The sequence below is a fragment of the Sphingomonas sp. GW821-FHT04B01 genome (assembly GCF_059420425.1).
In genome coordinates this window covers 15,629-30,245 of the sequence record NZ_JBWKTR010000009.1, presented here as the reverse complement: position 1 = coordinate 30,245, position 14,617 = coordinate 15,629, and the positions used below count along the sequence as shown (strand labels likewise).

Here is a 14,617-nt window from a genome sequence, read left to right as displayed (position 1 = left end):
TTTATCGTACACCCGGAAATAGATGTCGCAAAGCCATAGTCCACCATAGGTGGTCAGGGATCTGCTCGATGCGGCCCGCGCCGGGCGTCAGCCGAACGCCTTGCTGACCCCGAAGAAGACGCCGCGCCGCGGGCCATATTGCGGCGCGCCGACGCCGACCCCGCCGCCATCGCGGATCTCATATTTATGGTCGGCGACGTTGATGACGTCGAAGCGCACGTCGACGTTGCGCGCGGCGAAATGGTGGCTCGCGGTCAGGTTGACCTGCGCATAGGGCGACAATTTGGCGCCGTTCGGCACCGCACCGTCGGTGCGCAGGCCCGAACCGTAGAGCAGGCTGCCGCCCAGCTTGGTCCCGGCCAGCGCGCCCGTGCGCATCGCATAGGACAGGCCGCCCGAGCCGGTGTAGCTCTGGTCGTGATCGAGATAGATGTAATGGTCGGCGATATAGGCGAGATCGTCGGCGCCGAAGCTGAACTGGCTCGAGACGATGTCGCGCCCCTTCGCCTTGGCCGCGGCGAAATTGGCGTACACGCTCCACGGCCCGCGGGCGTAGCTCGCATTCGCCTCGATCCCGCCGATCCGCCCCTGCGCATAGTTGAACGGCGTCAGGATGATCGGCGCGCCGAACTGGCCTTCGTCGATCAGGTTCTTCGAGATGCGGTAATAAGCGTCGATGCCCCAGGTGAGATGCGCATCGGGCTTCATCTGGAAGCCGGCGTCGAAATAATGCTGGCGCTCGGCGAATGGCGTCGTGTCGGTGGTGACCGCGGGATAGGCGCTGGTGCCGGCGAGCGAGGCGACGCTGGTCACCGCGACATTCTCGAAGGGCGGCGGCACGAAATAGCGCGCATAGCCGATATGGCCGGTGAAGCGGGCATCGGGCTGCCAGACCAGATTGGCGCGTGGGCTGAGCTGGTTCTCGGTGCGATAGCCGGCATAATGGTCGTAGCGCGCGCCATAGTTGAGCGTCAGCGTGCGCGCGAACGCCCATTCGTCCTGCAGATAGCCGCTCAGCGTCACCGCGGTCTTGGCGGCGCGATCGGCGATCATGATCGGCTCGCCCGCCTGCGCGCCGTCGTCGTCGACCGGGAAGACGTTGGTCTGCGTCGCGCTGGTGCTGCGGTCGCGGCTGGCGAGTAGGCCGCCGCGCAGCGTGTGCGCGCTGCCGAGATGGTAGACCGCGTCGGTCTGCGCGCCGAGCGTGAAATCCTGCTTGAGCGCCGCCTGCGCCTGGCCGTTGAACAGCAATTCGCCGAGCACGTCGGGGCGATAGCGCAGCGACGAATAGCGGCCGAACACCGACGCCTGCACGGTCAGCGGCTCGGCGTCGTGGAGGATGCTGAGCTGCCCGAAGCCGGTGCGTTCGAGCTGGCGCTCGTCGAGCGCCTCGCTCGGAAAGGCGGTGCGGCCGCCGACCGACCAGGTCCCGTCGGGCTGCGCGCCGACCGGATTGGGGATCTGGAACCATTGGTTCGAATAGCCGCCGACGAACGAGATGCGGTTGTTGTCGTTCAGGATGTGATCGACATAGGCGAAGCCCTGATATTGGTCGGTATCGTCGTGCACCGGGTTCGACCGGCCGTCGACGCTCTCGATGCCGAGCGCGTCGTGGCGATAGTCGCCCGAGACGAAGTAATTGGTCCGCCCGGTCGAGCCGCCATAGGTGAAGCTCGGCTCGATCGTGTCGTGGCTGCCGCCGTACAGCGACACGGTGCCGCCGTTCTGGAACAGCCCGCTCTTGGTGGTGATATCGATGATCCCCGCGCTGCGCAGGCCATATTGCGCGGGCAGCGCGCCGGTGAGCAATTCGAGCTTGTCGACGAGGCGCGGCGACAGCGTCTGGCCGAACACCGCCAGCCCTTCGGGCAGGATGGTGCCGTTGATGCGATATTGCAGGCCGTTATGATCGTCGCGGACGTGGAACTGGCCGAAGCCGTCCTGCACCACGCCGGGCAATTGCAGCAGGATCTGGTTGAACTGCTGGTTCTCGCCGCCCGGCAGCGCCTGGATCGTCGCGCTGGTCATCTCGTAGCTGGTCGCGCCGAGGCTCGGCTGGATATGCGCGCGTGCCGCATCGAGCCGCTGGCCGGTGACGACGATGTCGGTGCCGGCGCCCGCATCGCCGGTCTGCGCGGCCGGGGCGGTTGCGGGCGGCACCGGCGCCGGCGCATCCTGCGCGCGGGCGATCGACGGGGCGAGGAACGGCAGCAGGCTTACGATCAGGGCAGGTCGCATCGGCGTCCCCTATGTTATAGTGTAACATGATCTCCCGGGCCGCAGCCCCTGCACCGCACGTTCGCCACCGGCAAGCCGAACCGGCGATGATGACGCATTATTCATCAGGACGTTAGCCGAACGGGCGACTGGCCCCCTCCGCGCGCCGGACCGTCGGTGCCGTTTCTGCGCGCTCGTGCGTTTGCACGGTACAGCAGAGGACGAGACGATGAACCCGACCCGCATTCCAGGCAACGAGCCCGACCCCGGCGATATGTCCACCGAGCCGGGCACCGGCATGCCGAACGACAGTCCGGCGGAGCATGATCTGCCCGATGACGAGGCGGATAAATTGGGTAATTTCGCCTAGGGTCGATCGGACATCCATCGGCGTAGCGGCATTCCTCCCCCTGGCGGGGGAGGATTTGACACCTAGACGGAACGCCTTGCGTCGGTGTGGTCAGATCCCGATCCGCAAGGATGCGCGCACCGTCCGCGGTGCGCCGGGGAAGACCCACAACCTGCTGTAGGAACTTGCGGCATAGCGGGCGTTGAAGAGGTTGTCCGCTTCGAGCCGGACGCGCAGCACGTCGGACACCGGTACCTCGATCGCGGCCTTCGCCTTGACGTAGTCGGGCAGCACCAGCGGCACGGCGTCGAGCGATCCGGCGCGGTCGCCGACATAGCCGATGCCGCCGCTGAGCTGCCATGTGCGGTTCGCCAGCGGCAGGTGGTGCACGACGAACACGGTGCCGGCATGGGCGGGAACGCCGAGGACCCGCGGCGTCGCGAAGGCCGCGTCGTCGTTGCGTGCATCGACCCAGGCGTAATTGGCGACGACCTGCCAGCGCTGCCCCAGGCGCAGCGAGGCGTCGACCTCGACACCCCGGCTGTTCAACTCGCCCACCGGCGCATTGAACCCGGCGTCGATGGGATCGGTGGTCAGGATGTTCGTCTTCGCAATGTCGAACCAGGTCAGGCCGACGTCCAGTCCTTGCCAGCGTCCGGCAACGCCCACTTCATAGCCGCGCGCCTGTTCGGGGGCGAACCCCTCCCCGGTCCGCCCGGTGCCCGAGTTGAGGAGGAAGGACTCACCCCAATTGGCATGGACGGAGACATGGCCGTCCACCGCATAACGCGCGCCGGCGCGGAACTTGACCGGCGCGTCGACGGTGCGTCCGGTACCGCCCGTGGTGTTGTTGACGATCGTCTGGCGATAGGGGTCGATCCTGGCCCCACCGACGAGGGTGAGCCGATCGGTCGCGTCCCACATGTCCTGCACGTAGAGCGTGCCGGCCCAGCGGCGCTCGTCGTTGTTGGTGAAGGGCAGAAGCGGCGCGGCGATCGCGCCATAGGTCGGCGCAGGATCGTACAGATCGACCGCATAGGGCGCCGCCCCGGTGGGATTGCGGCGCATCCAGCGCTCGCCATAGGTCAGGCGATAGCCCTTCAGCCCGATGCTGACGCGGTGCCGTCCGACGTCGCCGGCGAGTTCCAGCCGCGCGGACAGATCGTCGACGGCAAAGTCGCGCGACCGGCGCTGGCGCCATAGCTGCGTGCCGACGATCCGCGACTGATCCGCGGAAAAGCCCTTGAGCGATCCCGTCCGCCACACGACACCGCCGTTCAGCGTCCAGCGGGTGGCGAGCCGCGCGAGGCCGGTGAGCTGATGGCGCATATTGCGGAACCGCGTGACGCCGTTCGCCGGCTCGCCGTAATAATTGGAGCGGGGCAGCGCGTTGGCATCGTCGCCGACGGCGGGGATGCCGCGATCGAACGGCGTGTCGAACCGCATGATCTCGCCGAGATAGGTCAGGCGAACCGCCGCGCTGGGCTGCCAGGTCAGCGATGGCGAGACGATGCGGCGCCGGAGCGACACGGTATCGCGCCAGCCGTCGCTGTCCTCCGCCGCGACGACGATCCGTGCGGCCAGAGTGTCGCTGATCGGCCCCGTCGCATCGAGCTCGGCCCGGCGCGTATCAAACGATCCGTAGGTGACGGCAGCATGCGCATGCGACGAGAAGCGCGGCACCTTGCTGACGATGTTGACCCGCCCGCCCGGATCGACGTCGCCGAAGACGGCACCCGCCGGCCCTTTCAGCACCTCGATCCGCTCGACCGTCGCGGGATCGCGAGGCGGCGCCATGCCGCGGTTGGCGACGAAGCCGTCGACGTAGAATTCGGCGCCGCCATCGGGCGTGCCGAGAAAGCCGCGGATGGCGAAATTGTCGAGGACACCGCCGCGATTGTTCTGCTGGCTGAAGCCGCTGACCAGCTCCAGCGCATCGCTGAGCCGGTACGTGCCCGCCGCTTGCAGGACGTCGTGTTCGAGCGAGCGGCTTGACTGCGACATCCGCTCGGTCACCGGATCGGACGACAGCGTCCGATCGACCGTACTGCGCGTGCCGAGCACGACGATGTCGGCGCGCTCCTCCTCGACGTCCTGCGCCTCCGCGGCGAGCGGCGCGGCACCGATCGCAAGGACGTACCCCAAAGCGGACGGACGGAAACGACGGACGAAGCCGGTTGTAAGAGGCATGCGGTCTCCAGGCACCGGTCCATCATGCGATGCGCCGGCGTTAGGTATGTTGCAACGTATCATAAAGCCGCTTTGCTGCGACGCAATACCGCCTGCAGTCGACCTTCGGCATCGCCCTTCCCGTGGCGCGCCGATTGTCCGATACCACACGCCATGATTGCACCGCGCCTGCTCGTCCCGCTCTGCGGATGGATGCTGTTATCGAGCATTGCCGCGAACGCGCAGCAGCAGTCCCAGCCGCCTGCGTTCGACGCCGCCAAGGCATGGTCCTCGTTCGAAACGCTGTTGCACGACCATTACGGCTATTTCGATCGGGCGGGCATCGACGGCGATGCGATCCTCGCCGCCTTCGCGGCCCGGGCCAAGGCTGCGCCGTCCGACAAGGCGTTCATCGATACGCTCCAGTTGGTATCGCACAATTTTGCGGACCCGCATTTCATCGTCGGCCCCTTCGAGGCGGACGATTGGGCGATCATCCCGACATCGTCGGACCTGTTCGGCACCTATGATGGCGCGGCGTTCCGGATCGGCGAGGTGCGGGCAGGCAGCGATGCGCTGGCCAAGGGCGTCCGGTCGGGGATGACGGTGCTGCGGATCGACGGAGACCCGCCGCGCGCCGCGATCGAGGCGGTGACCGGCCGCCCGTTCGCCGCGTTGAGCCCGGTCCAGGTCGCTTTCGCCTTCAACGTGGCGCTGGCGGGACGCCGCAAGCAGCCGCGATCGCTGGACATCGTCGACGGCCGGCGCCGGCGCACGATCGCGCTGGCGGCGACGTCGGACCAGGCGGCTCGTATCGAGACCGGTCCGCTCGTCGAGGACGAACGGCACGGTGCGCTGGGCATCATCCGGATCAACAACGCCCTGGGCGATCAGGCGCTGATCAAGCAGTTCGGCGAGGCGTTGGCGACGCTGGCGGACACGACGACGCTGCTGATCGATCTGCGCAATACGCCGAGCGGCGGCAACACCAGCGTGGCGCGGGGGATCATGGGGCATTTCGTCGATCACGACCGGCCCTATCAGACGCACGTCATTCCCTATGAGACGCGCGTGCTCGGGCCAACGCGCAAATTCACCGAATTTGTCGCGCCTTATGGCAGCCGTTACGCCGGCAAGGTCTATGTCGCCGGCGGCCATTGGACCGGCAGCATGGGCGAGGGATTGATGATCGGCTTCGACGCGATCGGCGCGACGACCGTCGGCACCGATCTCGCCCATCTGCTCGGCGGATTGAGCAACGAGACGATCGACGGATCGGCAGCCAGGGTCGATATCGGCACCGAGCAGCTGTTCACCGTCACCGGCCTGCCGCGCGAAGCCTATCGGCCGACCCTTTATCTCGACCGCGCCGAGCGCGATCGGACCGCTGATCCGGTGCTGGCCGCGATCGGCAGCGGCGGATCGCCCGCGCGATGATGCACCGTGGCGATCGGCGGGCGATCGACGTAGACGGGTCCGACACGATGAGGAGGATGAACGATGAAGCTGAGCGCGCGTAACCAGATCTCCGGCACGATCGTCGCGATCACGCCCGGTGCGGTCAACGGCACCGTCAAGGTCGACATCGGGGGCGGCACCATCGTCACCGCCAGCATCACCGAAGAGGCGATTGCTGACCTCGGCCTCGCCGCGGGCGATACCGTGACGGTCATCGTCAAGGCAAGCGACGTGATGATCGGCAAATGACATGAAGATCGGCCCGCTCTGGCTCAAGCTCCAGATCGCCTGCGGTGATGCCCTCGCTCTGGGGCCGGGCAAGGCCGACCTGCTCGACGCGATCAAGACGCATGGCTCGATCTCGGCGGCCGGGCGCGCGCTCGGCATGAGCTACCGGCGCGCATGGCTGCTCGTCGACGAGATGAACCGCTGCTTCGACCCGCCGGTCGTCGAAACGCTGCGGGGCGGCGGGGTGGAGCGGGGCGCGCGCATCACCGACACCGGCATCCTCGTGCTGCAGGCGTATCGCGAGATGGAAGCCGAGGCGGCGACGATCGCCGATCGCCCCGCCTATGCGCGGCTGCGCGCCAGCCTTCGCCCGGAGCCGCTGCCCCCCGCCGCGCGCTGAGCCGATCCTCTATATACGCCTGAATACACAGTCGATATACGCCCGGATATAACGAGCGCGGACGCCCCGCGCCAAAGGGGTGTTCATCGATGTCCAAGCGTCTCGCGGTCTTGCTGGGTGCGGTCGCCATGCCTGTCGTCGCGGCACCCGCCGTCGCGCAATCGACCACCGCCGACCCGACGCAGGCCGAAGCCGCCGACAGCACGGACGGCGTCGCGGACGTCATCGTCACCGCACGGCGCCGGGCGGAGAATGCGCAGAAGGTCCCGGCCGCGCTGTCGGTGGTGGGCGGCGCGCTGATCGACCAGAGCTATACGGTCAACACGCAGGGGCTGACGACGCTGATCCCCAGCCTCAACTACAGCTCGGCCAATCCGCGCAACACCGCCTTCACCATCCGCGGCCTGGGATCGAGCGTGGTCGCGGTCAGCCAGGCGAATGACGGGCTGGAGCCGGGCGTCGGCTTCTACGTCGATCAGGTCTATCACGCCCGCCCCGCCACCGCCGCGTTCGACTTCGCCGACCTGGAACAGGTCGAGGAACTGCGCGGACCGCAGGGGACGCTGTTCGGCAAGAACACGACGGCTGGCGCGCTCAACATCACCACGCGATCGCCGACCTTCACGCAGGAGGGCTTCGCCGAACTGTCCTACGGCTCCTACAATTTCGCGCAGGCCAAGGGCTGGGTCTCCGGCCCGATCACCGACAGCATCGCCTATCGCCTGTCTGCGGTGTCGACGCGACGCGACGGCGTGATCGACAACATCCGCACCGGCCGCGACACCAACACGCTCGGCACGCAGGCGGTGCGTGGACAGCTGCTGTTCAAGCCCGACGACGCGATCCAGATGCGGGTCATCGCCGACTTCACCAATTTCCAGGCCTATTGCTGCGGACAGGTCTATCTGCGCACCGGCACCAGCCTGCGTGCTGCCGGCCGGCAGTTCGGCGGCCCCGCCGGCCTCGCCGCGCAATTCGGCTACACGCCGGCGAGCACCAACGCCTATGATCGCGTCACCGACATCGACGGGCCGCTCGGCGTCGATACCAACGAAGGCGGGGTCAGCGCGATCACCGACTGGAACCTCGGTTTCGCGACGCTCACCTCGGTCAGCGCGTGGCGCTTCTGGAACTGGGATGCGGAGAATGACCGCGATTATACCGGCCTGCCGATCCAGTCGTCGCAGCACATCCCCTCGCGGCAGGACCAGTATAGCCAGGAGCTGCGCCTCGCCTCGAACGGTACCGGGCCGATCTCCTATGTCGTCGGCCTGTATGGCTTCCGGCAGAGGATCGTCGGGCGGCCGATCAGCATCTACGGTCCCGCTGCGGCGCGCTATCTGATCGGCACGACGACGGGCACCAACAACACGGCGGTGCCGGCCAATCTGCTGGACGGCTACGGCCAGGATGGCCGCACCGATTTCCGCAGCCGCAGCTATGCCGCGTTCGGCGAGGTCAATTGGCGGATCGTGCCGACCGTCACGGCGACGCTCGGCCTGCGCTACACGCAGGAGGACAAGGACGGCTATTACAACACCACCGTTTCCGGCGGGCCGGCGACGACCAGCACCGCATTGATCAACGCGCGCCTCGGCGTGCTGCGGCCGCAAAGCTATGACGCGCACGACAGCGACGGCAGCCTGTCCGGTCGCGGCAACATCGCGTGGCAGCCGACCGAAAACACCATGGCTTATGCGAGCTATGCGCGCGGTTTCAAATCGGGCGGGATCAACATGTCCGGCCTGCCGCTCGACAACAACAATCGCCCGGTGCTGGCCACCGCGGTGGTGCGCCCGGAGCGCAACGAAACCTATGAGGTCGGGATCAAGAACACGCTGTTCGACCGGCGCCTGATCGTCAACGTCGACGGATTCTACACCAAGGTGCACGACTTCCAGGCGACGGTGGTCGAGAATTCGCTGACCCAGACGGTGCAGCTGCGCGGCTATCTCTCCAACATTCCCGAGGTGACGGTGAAGGGGATCGAGGCGGACGTCACCGCCGTCCTGTTGCCCGGCCTCAGCGCCCGCACCAATTTCGCCTATTCGGATGGCACGTACAGCGATTATCCCGCCGGCCCCTGCCCGCTGGAGGTGCAGACCGCCGCGACGACGCAGTGCAGCCTGACGGGCCGCCGCCTCGCCTCGCTGCCGCGCTTCGCCTTGACCGCGGGGCTGGATTACACCCGGCCTATCGGTACGGGCGAGGTATTCGTCCACGTCGATACCGCCTCGCGCAGCGGCTATAACGGCGACCCCAGCCTGTCGCGCTTCACCTACATCCGCGGCTACAATCTGACCAACGCCAACATCGGCTATCGCTTCGCCGATGGCCTCGAGGTGATCGTCTGGGCGCGCAACCTGCTGGATGCGGACTATATCCAGAATTTGACGATCCAGGCGGGCAATTCCGGCCTGATCCTCGGCTCGCCGAGCGATCCGCGCACCATCGGCGGCACGATACGCTTCCGGATGTAGCGCGGCGGCCGATGCCGAGGCGCTGCGAGCCACCCAGGAGATCTACGGGGTCAATGCGAAGGCCGAAGAGGCGTGGTTACGGTCACGACGTGCGGCGCACCAGCCAGACGGTGTCGCCCGCATCGTCGACGACGAACACCGCGCCGTCCTCGCGCGTCTGGACGCTCACCGGGCGGCCGTAGACTTCGCCCTTTCTGGCATCGGCGACGAAGCCGGTGAGGAACGGCTGCGGCGCCGCGGTCGGTCGACCTGCCGAGAACGGCACCGCCAGCACGTCATAGCCGCTGAAGCTGGCGCGGTTCCACGATCCGTGGCGCGCGACATAGGCGGTCTGCCCATCCCCCTTGGCGAAGGCGAGGCCGAGTGCCGCGGCATGTGCCCCGACCGCGACGTCGGGCATCAGCGTCGTCGCGAGCAGATCGCGGCGTTCGTTGGCATGGCGGGGGTCCTGCCTGCCGTAATAGCTGTACGGCCAGCCGTAGAAGCCGCCGTCGCGCACACCGACGAGATAATCGGGCGAGATGTCGTCGCCGATCTCGTCGCGCTCGTTGACCGCGGTCCACAGCACGCCGCTGGCCGGCGCCCACGCCATGCCGACGGGATTGCGCAGGCCGGAGGCATAGATCCGCTCGCGTCCGCTCGCGACATCCACCGCGAGGATGCCGGCGCGGCGCTTCTCCTCCGCCATGCCGTGCTCGCCGACGTTCGAGGCCGAGCCGACCGACACGAAGAGCGTCCGCCCATCCGGGCTGAGCAGCAGGTTGCGCGTCCAATGGTTATTGTAGCCGCCCGCGGGCAGCGCGATCAGCGGCTTGGGCGCGGCGGTGATCCGCGTCTGCCCAGGCGTATAGGGAAAGCTCACCACCCCGTCGGTGTTGGCGACGTAGAGCCGGCCGTCGGCATATTGCATCCCGAACGGCTGGTTGAGCCCCTCGCGCAGGACAAAGCGTTGCTCGGCGACGCCGTCGCGGTCCGCGTCGCGCAGCAGCGTGAGGCGGTTGGCGCTGTATCCCGCGGTCTTCGACAGCGCCTGGCCGCGCTGCACCTCCGGCTCGGCATCCAGCTTGGGCTTGGTGCGCGCCTCGGCGACCAGCACGTCGCCATTGGGCAGCAGCAACGCCTGGCGCGGATAGTCGAGACCGCCGGCGAACTTCACCACCTCATAGCCGCGTGGCGCGACCGGCGTGCGCCCCTCGGGCCAGCCGATCGTGCGCGGATGGTTGATCACCGATGCCGTCGCATAGGGGTCGGGCTGCGGCGCGAGCCCGACGACCTTGGGTGCGGACTGCGCATGCGCCGCCCCGGCGAGCATCGTCGAGGCGAGGACAAGGTGCGCAAAGAGGGTCTTGGTCATGGTGGCTCCGGCTTCGTCGACCTTGGAACCGCCCGCATCGGTCACATATCCCTCGCAACGCCCGCGACACAAAATGTAACCTGATCGCGCATGCCCCCGACGGCCCCCGCCCCCCCGGGGCGGGCCGTCGGGAGGCGTCCGGGGGCTACATTCCGGCGGCCGTCGGTCGGACGATGACCTCGTTGATATCGACGCCGTCGGGCTGCGCGAGCGCATAGCGGATCGCGCGCGCGATCGCGTCGGGGGTGAGCGACTTCTGCCGCCACGTCGTCAGTGCCGTCGCGATGTCCGGATCGGTGATGTCGTTGCCGAGCTCCGTCGCCACGACGCCGGGCGAGATGATCGTCGTGCGGATGTCGTCATGCTCCTGCCGGAGGCCTTCGGTGATGGCCCACACCGCATGTTTGGTCGCGCAATAGACCGCCGCGCTGGGCATCACCATATGCGCCGCGATCGATGCGACGTTGACGACATGCCCCGATCCCTGCGCGACGAAGCGCGGCAGCACCGCGGCGATGCCGTTGAGCACGCCATGGATGTTGACGTCGATCATCCGCGTCCATTCGTCCTGCTTCAGCGCGGCGAGCGGCGAGAGCGGCATCACGCCTGCATTGTTGACGAGCACGTCGATACGCCCGAACCGCGCCTGTGCGGCGTCGGCGAAGGCGGCGAAGCTCACCGCGTCGGTGACGTCGAGCGCCTGCCAGCCGACATTGGCGCCGAGCTCGGCCGCGAGCGCTTCCAGGCGGTCGGTCCGGCGCGCGCCGATGAACAGACGGGCGCCCGTCGTGGCCAGTTCGCGTACCGTCGCCTCGCCGATGCCGCTGGAGGCACCGCTGATGAGGATGGTCTTGTCGATGACGTCGGTCATGATGCTTTCCTTGCTGTCGCTGTGACGCGACACAGGTGGCACCGGCGCCGGCCGGAGCGTGAGAGCGATCCCCCGGACGTATTGCACGATCCTCCGAAACCGCAGCGATGCGCTTGCGGGCGTGGCGGGATGCGGACACACAAGGGCGATGACCCGGATCGCCGACCTCGCCGCCCTCGTTGCACGGCACATCACCCGTACCGGCATGGCGAGCACGGCGGTGAAGCGGCTGTCGCTGTTTCGTGCCGACGAGCCGACGGTGCCGCTGCCCGCGGTCTATGACGCGTCGCTTTGCCTGATCGCCCAAGGCGCCAAGCGCGTGTCGCTGGCGGATCGCAGCCTGATCTACGATGCGACGCACTATCTGCTGGTGTCGGTCGATCTGCCCTTGGTCGGGCACGTGACCGAGGCCAGCGCCGAGGCGCCCTATCTGTGCTGCAAGATCGATATCGACCAGGTAGCGCTGGCGGACCTCATCCTCGCCGCGGGTGGCCGCGCGCCGAAGGCCGATTTGCCGGCGCTGGCGGTCTATCGCAGCGACGACGATCTGATCGATGCGGCGATCCGGCTGGTGCGGTTGCTGGAACGGCCCGAGGATATTCCGACGCTGGCACCGCTGATCGAGCGCGAGATCCTCTACCGCCTGCTCAGCGGCCCGCACGGCGCCGCGCTCCGCTACATGGCGGTCGCCGACAGTCATCTCAACCAGGTGAGCCGAGCCATCGCGCTCATCCGCAACGGCTTCGACCGGCAATTGCGCATCGGCGACATCGCCGCGGCCGCGGGGATGAGTCCGTCGTCGCTGCACGAGCATTTCAAGGCGGTGACCAAGATGACGCCGCTCGAATATCAAAAGCAGCTTCGCTTGCAGGAGGCGCGCCGGCTAATGCTGTCGAAAGGGGCGACTGCGGGAAGCGCGAGCTTCGCCGTCGGCTATGACAGCGCGTCGCAGTTCAACCGGGAATATGCCCGCCTGTTCGGTGCCCCGCCACGCCGGGATATCGAGCGGTTGCAGACCAGCGGCAACCTGTTGATGCCGGTGTGACGCGCGTCACGGCCGTTCGCCATAGCCGCGGCGCTGGGCGATGGTGGCGCGGTCCCACCAAGCGCGGGCGAGCAGCGTGGCGATGCGCCCGGTCGCGGTCGTGCCATAACGGACGAGGATCGCCGGCCAGCCGCGATAATGATCCGTCTCCCAGAAGGTCGCGGGGTCGGTGTCGATCAGCACCTCCTTGTCGGGAAGGGCGACGTGGAGGACGAAGCTCGCCGGGTCGGGGGCGGTGGTGGCGGCGAGCATCCGGCCGCGGAACAGCAGCGCCGGGCGGCCATAGCGGCTGCCCTGCTCGACCCCGGGCAGCGCCAGCCCCGCCGCGACGACCGCCGCCCAGTCCTTCATGCCGTTACTTGCGTTTGCACGGAAAGGCGTCGCGCAGCGCGTCGCGGATGACGAAGGCCGGGGCGGCAGCGGCCTTCTTGTGCTTGCGCAGATATTTGCGGGCCGAGGCCAGCACCTCGATATTGGATGCGCGCGCCGGCGACGGGCAGATCTGGCGGGCCAGCGACAGCGTGTCGAAGACGCCGAGAATATAGCCGGTGCAGAAATTGGAGGTCGGGTCGTTGTCCTTGCCGCGGCATTGCTCGACAAGCTGGCCGGTGGTCAGCGCGCTCACCACCACCGGTCGGTCCGCCGCAGCCAGCAGGGAAAGCGTGAGCATCAGCATGATCGTTCCTTCGCATGACCGCCTCCGGTGCCGGGGCGCAGCGGCAGCCTAGGTCAGACCGACAGCCAGCAAAAGCAGAAGGATGGGTGGCGCGGAGGCGCGGAGGCGCAGAAGTGTTGCACTTGCCGCACCCGCGGCGTTTCCCGTCGGGTCATGCGATGTCAGGACCGCGCTAACCCATCCGATACACCTCTGCGTCCTCTGCGTCTCCGCGTGAACGAACCTTTCTTCAGGCGGTCGCGCCGAGATAGGGCAGCAGGCGCAGCCGGGGGAAGACGTCGTCGAGCGGCAGCGTGTCGGGCAGGATGTAGACGATGCCGCCCTTCTTCTGGAACAGCGGGCGCAGCGACTTGGTGTAGAAGCTCGTGCCGACGTTGATGCAGCCGAAGCTGATCCGGTTGTCGTCGGGGGTCGGCGACAGCAGGCGGTCGACGCGATGTTCGCTCTTGTGGGTGGTGATCACCGCATGCAGCGCGACCGAATTGGCGTAATCGACCCAGAGCACGCGCTGGTTGCCGAAGGCGCGGCCGAATTTGGCGACGAACCGTCCCGCCGGCGTCGTCCGCTCGGCGGGGCCGATCTCCTCGAGCCGCTTGGCGCCGATCCCCGGCGAGGACTCGTCACCGACGCCGACCCCGAGCAGCACCGGCGTCTCGCCGAGGAATTCGCCCTTGGCGCTGAACAGGAAGAGCGATGCGGTCGGCTTGTCGATCACCGCATAGGGCAGGCCGGCATTGTCGTGCGCCGCGGCGACCCAGGCGATCACCCGGTTCGCCGCATCCGAACGCGGCAGCGCCGGCACGACGACGGGAGCGACCGGTTTCGCGGTCTTGGCCTTGGTTTTGGCCTTGGGCGCCTTGGCGCGCGGCGCGGTCTTGCGCGCGCCCGGCTGCGGCGCGATCGCCGCAGCCGGGACGCTCAGCGCCAGCGCGACCAGCACGGCGAGCGCCGTGCGGCCGCGACGGGACAGCCCTGTCGACACGATCTTGTTCAGCAGAGCCGTCCGGTGCCCTGGTGCTTAACCGCGGGGACGGCGGGCGCGCTGCTGCGCCTGCTGCTGGACCTGCTGGTCGAGGCCATCGACGCGGCCGTTGAGCTGATCGATGCGCTGGCCGTTCTGCTGCGCCTGGCCCGCGGCGGCCTGTGCCTGGGCGAGTGCCTGGCCCGAGGTGCCCTCGACCGTGCGCAGACGGCCGTCCATGCCGTCGATGCGGGTGTTGACGGTGGCGATCTGCTCCCGGACGAACCCCTTGGTCGCGCAGCCGCCGAGCGCGGTGGCACCGACCAGGATCACGACAACCGCGGAAGATTTAGGGAAATTCAGACGCATATACTCACCTTTCCAACATGGATCGCAGGAGACAGCTCAG

14 protein-coding genes are annotated in these 14,617 nt (G+C 67.8%); 6 read left to right on the top strand and 8 right to left on the bottom strand.

The window, feature by feature from the left end:
- Positions 1 to 87 precede the first annotated feature (87 nt).
- The gene (locus AC07UH_RS17815) at positions 88 to 2,238 is read right to left on the bottom strand and encodes a TonB-dependent receptor (RefSeq protein WP_495181351.1); all 2,151 of its coding nucleotides are present in this window, start codon (positions 2,236 to 2,238) and stop codon (positions 88 to 90) included.
- A gap of 208 nt (positions 2,239 to 2,446) precedes the next feature.
- On the opposite strand from AC07UH_RS17815, the gene AC07UH_RS17810 reads away from it, so the two are divergent.
- Complete coding sequence (locus tag AC07UH_RS17810) at positions 2,447 to 2,587, top strand: hypothetical protein (protein ID WP_495181350.1); 141 nt, start codon at positions 2,447 to 2,449, stop codon at positions 2,585 to 2,587.
- 90 nt (positions 2,588 to 2,677) lie between these two features.
- Here AC07UH_RS17810 and AC07UH_RS17805 read toward each other — a convergent pair whose 3' ends face one another.
- A complete protein-coding gene (locus tag AC07UH_RS17805; RefSeq protein ID WP_495181349.1) occupies positions 2,678 to 4,756 on the bottom strand; it encodes a TonB-dependent siderophore receptor in 2,079 nt (692 codons plus the stop codon).
- Between the two features lie 153 nt (positions 4,757 to 4,909).
- Between AC07UH_RS17805 and AC07UH_RS17800 the strand changes: the two genes are divergently transcribed.
- The 4 genes from AC07UH_RS17800 (at position 4,910) to AC07UH_RS17785 (ending at position 9,301) form a co-directional block, all read left to right on the top strand.
- Complete coding sequence (locus tag AC07UH_RS17800; RefSeq protein ID WP_495181348.1) at positions 4,910 to 6,172, top strand: S41 family peptidase; 1,263 nt, start codon at positions 4,910 to 4,912, stop codon at positions 6,170 to 6,172.
- 63 nt (positions 6,173 to 6,235) lie between these two features.
- Positions 6,236 to 6,442 (top strand): TOBE domain-containing protein, encoded by a 207-nt coding sequence (locus tag AC07UH_RS17795; protein WP_137897767.1) that lies wholly within the window; start codon positions 6,236 to 6,238, stop codon positions 6,440 to 6,442.
- Position 6,443: 1 nt separating this feature from the next.
- Positions 6,444 to 6,821, top strand: coding sequence for a winged helix-turn-helix domain-containing protein (locus AC07UH_RS17790; RefSeq protein ID WP_041394111.1), 378 nt, complete (start codon positions 6,444 to 6,446; stop codon positions 6,819 to 6,821).
- Positions 6,822 to 6,910: 89 nt separating this feature from the next.
- The gene (locus tag AC07UH_RS17785; protein WP_495181347.1) at positions 6,911 to 9,301 is read left to right on the top strand and encodes a TonB-dependent receptor; all 2,391 of its coding nucleotides are present in this window, start codon (positions 6,911 to 6,913) and stop codon (positions 9,299 to 9,301) included.
- Between the two features lie 82 nt (positions 9,302 to 9,383).
- On the opposite strand, the gene AC07UH_RS17780 is transcribed toward AC07UH_RS17785, so the two are convergent.
- Both AC07UH_RS17780 and AC07UH_RS17775 read right to left on the bottom strand, forming a co-directional pair.
- On the bottom strand, positions 9,384 to 10,655 hold the full coding sequence (locus AC07UH_RS17780; protein WP_495181346.1) for a PQQ-dependent sugar dehydrogenase: 1,272 nt from the start codon (positions 10,653 to 10,655) through the stop codon (positions 9,384 to 9,386).
- Positions 10,656 to 10,800: 145 nt separating this feature from the next.
- Positions 10,801 to 11,526 carry an SDR family oxidoreductase gene (locus AC07UH_RS17775; RefSeq protein ID WP_495181345.1) on the bottom strand — a complete coding sequence of 242 codons (726 nt, stop codon included), beginning with the start codon at positions 11,524 to 11,526 and terminating at the stop codon, positions 10,801 to 10,803.
- A 148-nt stretch (positions 11,527 to 11,674) separates the two neighbouring features.
- On the opposite strand from AC07UH_RS17775, the gene AC07UH_RS17770 reads away from it, so the two are divergent.
- On the top strand, positions 11,675 to 12,571 hold the full coding sequence (locus AC07UH_RS17770) for an AraC family transcriptional regulator (RefSeq protein WP_495181344.1): 897 nt from the start codon (positions 11,675 to 11,677) through the stop codon (positions 12,569 to 12,571).
- Between the two features lie 6 nt (positions 12,572 to 12,577).
- Here AC07UH_RS17770 and AC07UH_RS17765 read toward each other — a convergent pair whose 3' ends face one another.
- The 4 genes from AC07UH_RS17765 to AC07UH_RS17750 all read right to left on the bottom strand — a co-directional run bounded on the left by AC07UH_RS17765 (position 12,578) and on the right by AC07UH_RS17750 (position 14,577).
- Positions 12,578 to 12,922 carry a hypothetical protein gene (locus tag AC07UH_RS17765; protein ID WP_495181343.1) on the bottom strand — a complete coding sequence of 115 codons (345 nt, stop codon included), beginning with the start codon at positions 12,920 to 12,922 and terminating at the stop codon, positions 12,578 to 12,580.
- Between the two features lie 4 nt (positions 12,923 to 12,926).
- Positions 12,927 to 13,247: a Rap1a/Tai family immunity protein gene (locus tag AC07UH_RS17760; protein WP_495181342.1), complete on the bottom strand. Its 321-nt coding sequence runs from the start codon at positions 13,245 to 13,247 to the stop codon at positions 12,927 to 12,929.
- A gap of 229 nt (positions 13,248 to 13,476) precedes the next feature.
- Positions 13,477 to 14,148, bottom strand: a complete 672-nt coding sequence (locus tag AC07UH_RS17755) for a hypothetical protein (RefSeq protein ID WP_495181461.1) — start codon at positions 14,146 to 14,148, stop codon at positions 13,477 to 13,479.
- A 117-nt stretch (positions 14,149 to 14,265) separates the two neighbouring features.
- Positions 14,266 to 14,577, bottom strand: coding sequence for a hypothetical protein (locus AC07UH_RS17750; protein WP_179944597.1), 312 nt, complete (start codon positions 14,575 to 14,577; stop codon positions 14,266 to 14,268).
- Positions 14,578 to 14,617: the final 40 nt, after the last annotated feature.

Excerpts from the sequence above, each read along its gene's own strand:
- AC07UH_RS17815 (WP_495181351.1), bottom strand. The coding sequence starts at position 2,238 with ATGCGACCTGCCCTGATCGTAAGCCTGCTGCCGTTCCTCGCCCCGTCG.
- AC07UH_RS17810 (WP_495181350.1), top strand. The coding sequence starts at position 2,447 with ATGAACCCGACCCGCATTCCAGGCAACGAGCCCGACCCCGGCGATATG.
- AC07UH_RS17805 (WP_495181349.1), bottom strand. The coding sequence starts at position 4,756 with ATGCCTCTTACAACCGGCTTCGTCCGTCGTTTCCGTCCGTCCGCTTTG.
- AC07UH_RS17800 (WP_495181348.1), top strand. The coding sequence starts at position 4,910 with ATGATTGCACCGCGCCTGCTCGTCCCGCTCTGCGGATGGATGCTGTTA.
- AC07UH_RS17795 (WP_137897767.1), top strand. The coding sequence starts at position 6,236 with ATGAAGCTGAGCGCGCGTAACCAGATCTCCGGCACGATCGTCGCGATC.
- AC07UH_RS17790 (WP_041394111.1), top strand. The coding sequence starts at position 6,444 with ATGAAGATCGGCCCGCTCTGGCTCAAGCTCCAGATCGCCTGCGGTGAT.
- AC07UH_RS17785 (WP_495181347.1), top strand. The coding sequence starts at position 6,911 with ATGTCCAAGCGTCTCGCGGTCTTGCTGGGTGCGGTCGCCATGCCTGTC.
- AC07UH_RS17780 (WP_495181346.1), bottom strand. The coding sequence starts at position 10,655 with ATGACCAAGACCCTCTTTGCGCACCTTGTCCTCGCCTCGACGATGCTC.
- AC07UH_RS17775 (WP_495181345.1), bottom strand. The coding sequence starts at position 11,526 with ATGACCGACGTCATCGACAAGACCATCCTCATCAGCGGTGCCTCCAGC.
- AC07UH_RS17770 (WP_495181344.1), top strand. The coding sequence starts at position 11,675 with ATGACCCGGATCGCCGACCTCGCCGCCCTCGTTGCACGGCACATCACC.
- AC07UH_RS17765 (WP_495181343.1), bottom strand. The coding sequence starts at position 12,922 with ATGAAGGACTGGGCGGCGGTCGTCGCGGCGGGGCTGGCGCTGCCCGGG.
- AC07UH_RS17760 (WP_495181342.1), bottom strand. The coding sequence starts at position 13,247 with ATGCTGATGCTCACGCTTTCCCTGCTGGCTGCGGCGGACCGACCGGTG.
- AC07UH_RS17750 (WP_179944597.1), bottom strand. The coding sequence starts at position 14,577 with ATGCGTCTGAATTTCCCTAAATCTTCCGCGGTTGTCGTGATCCTGGTC.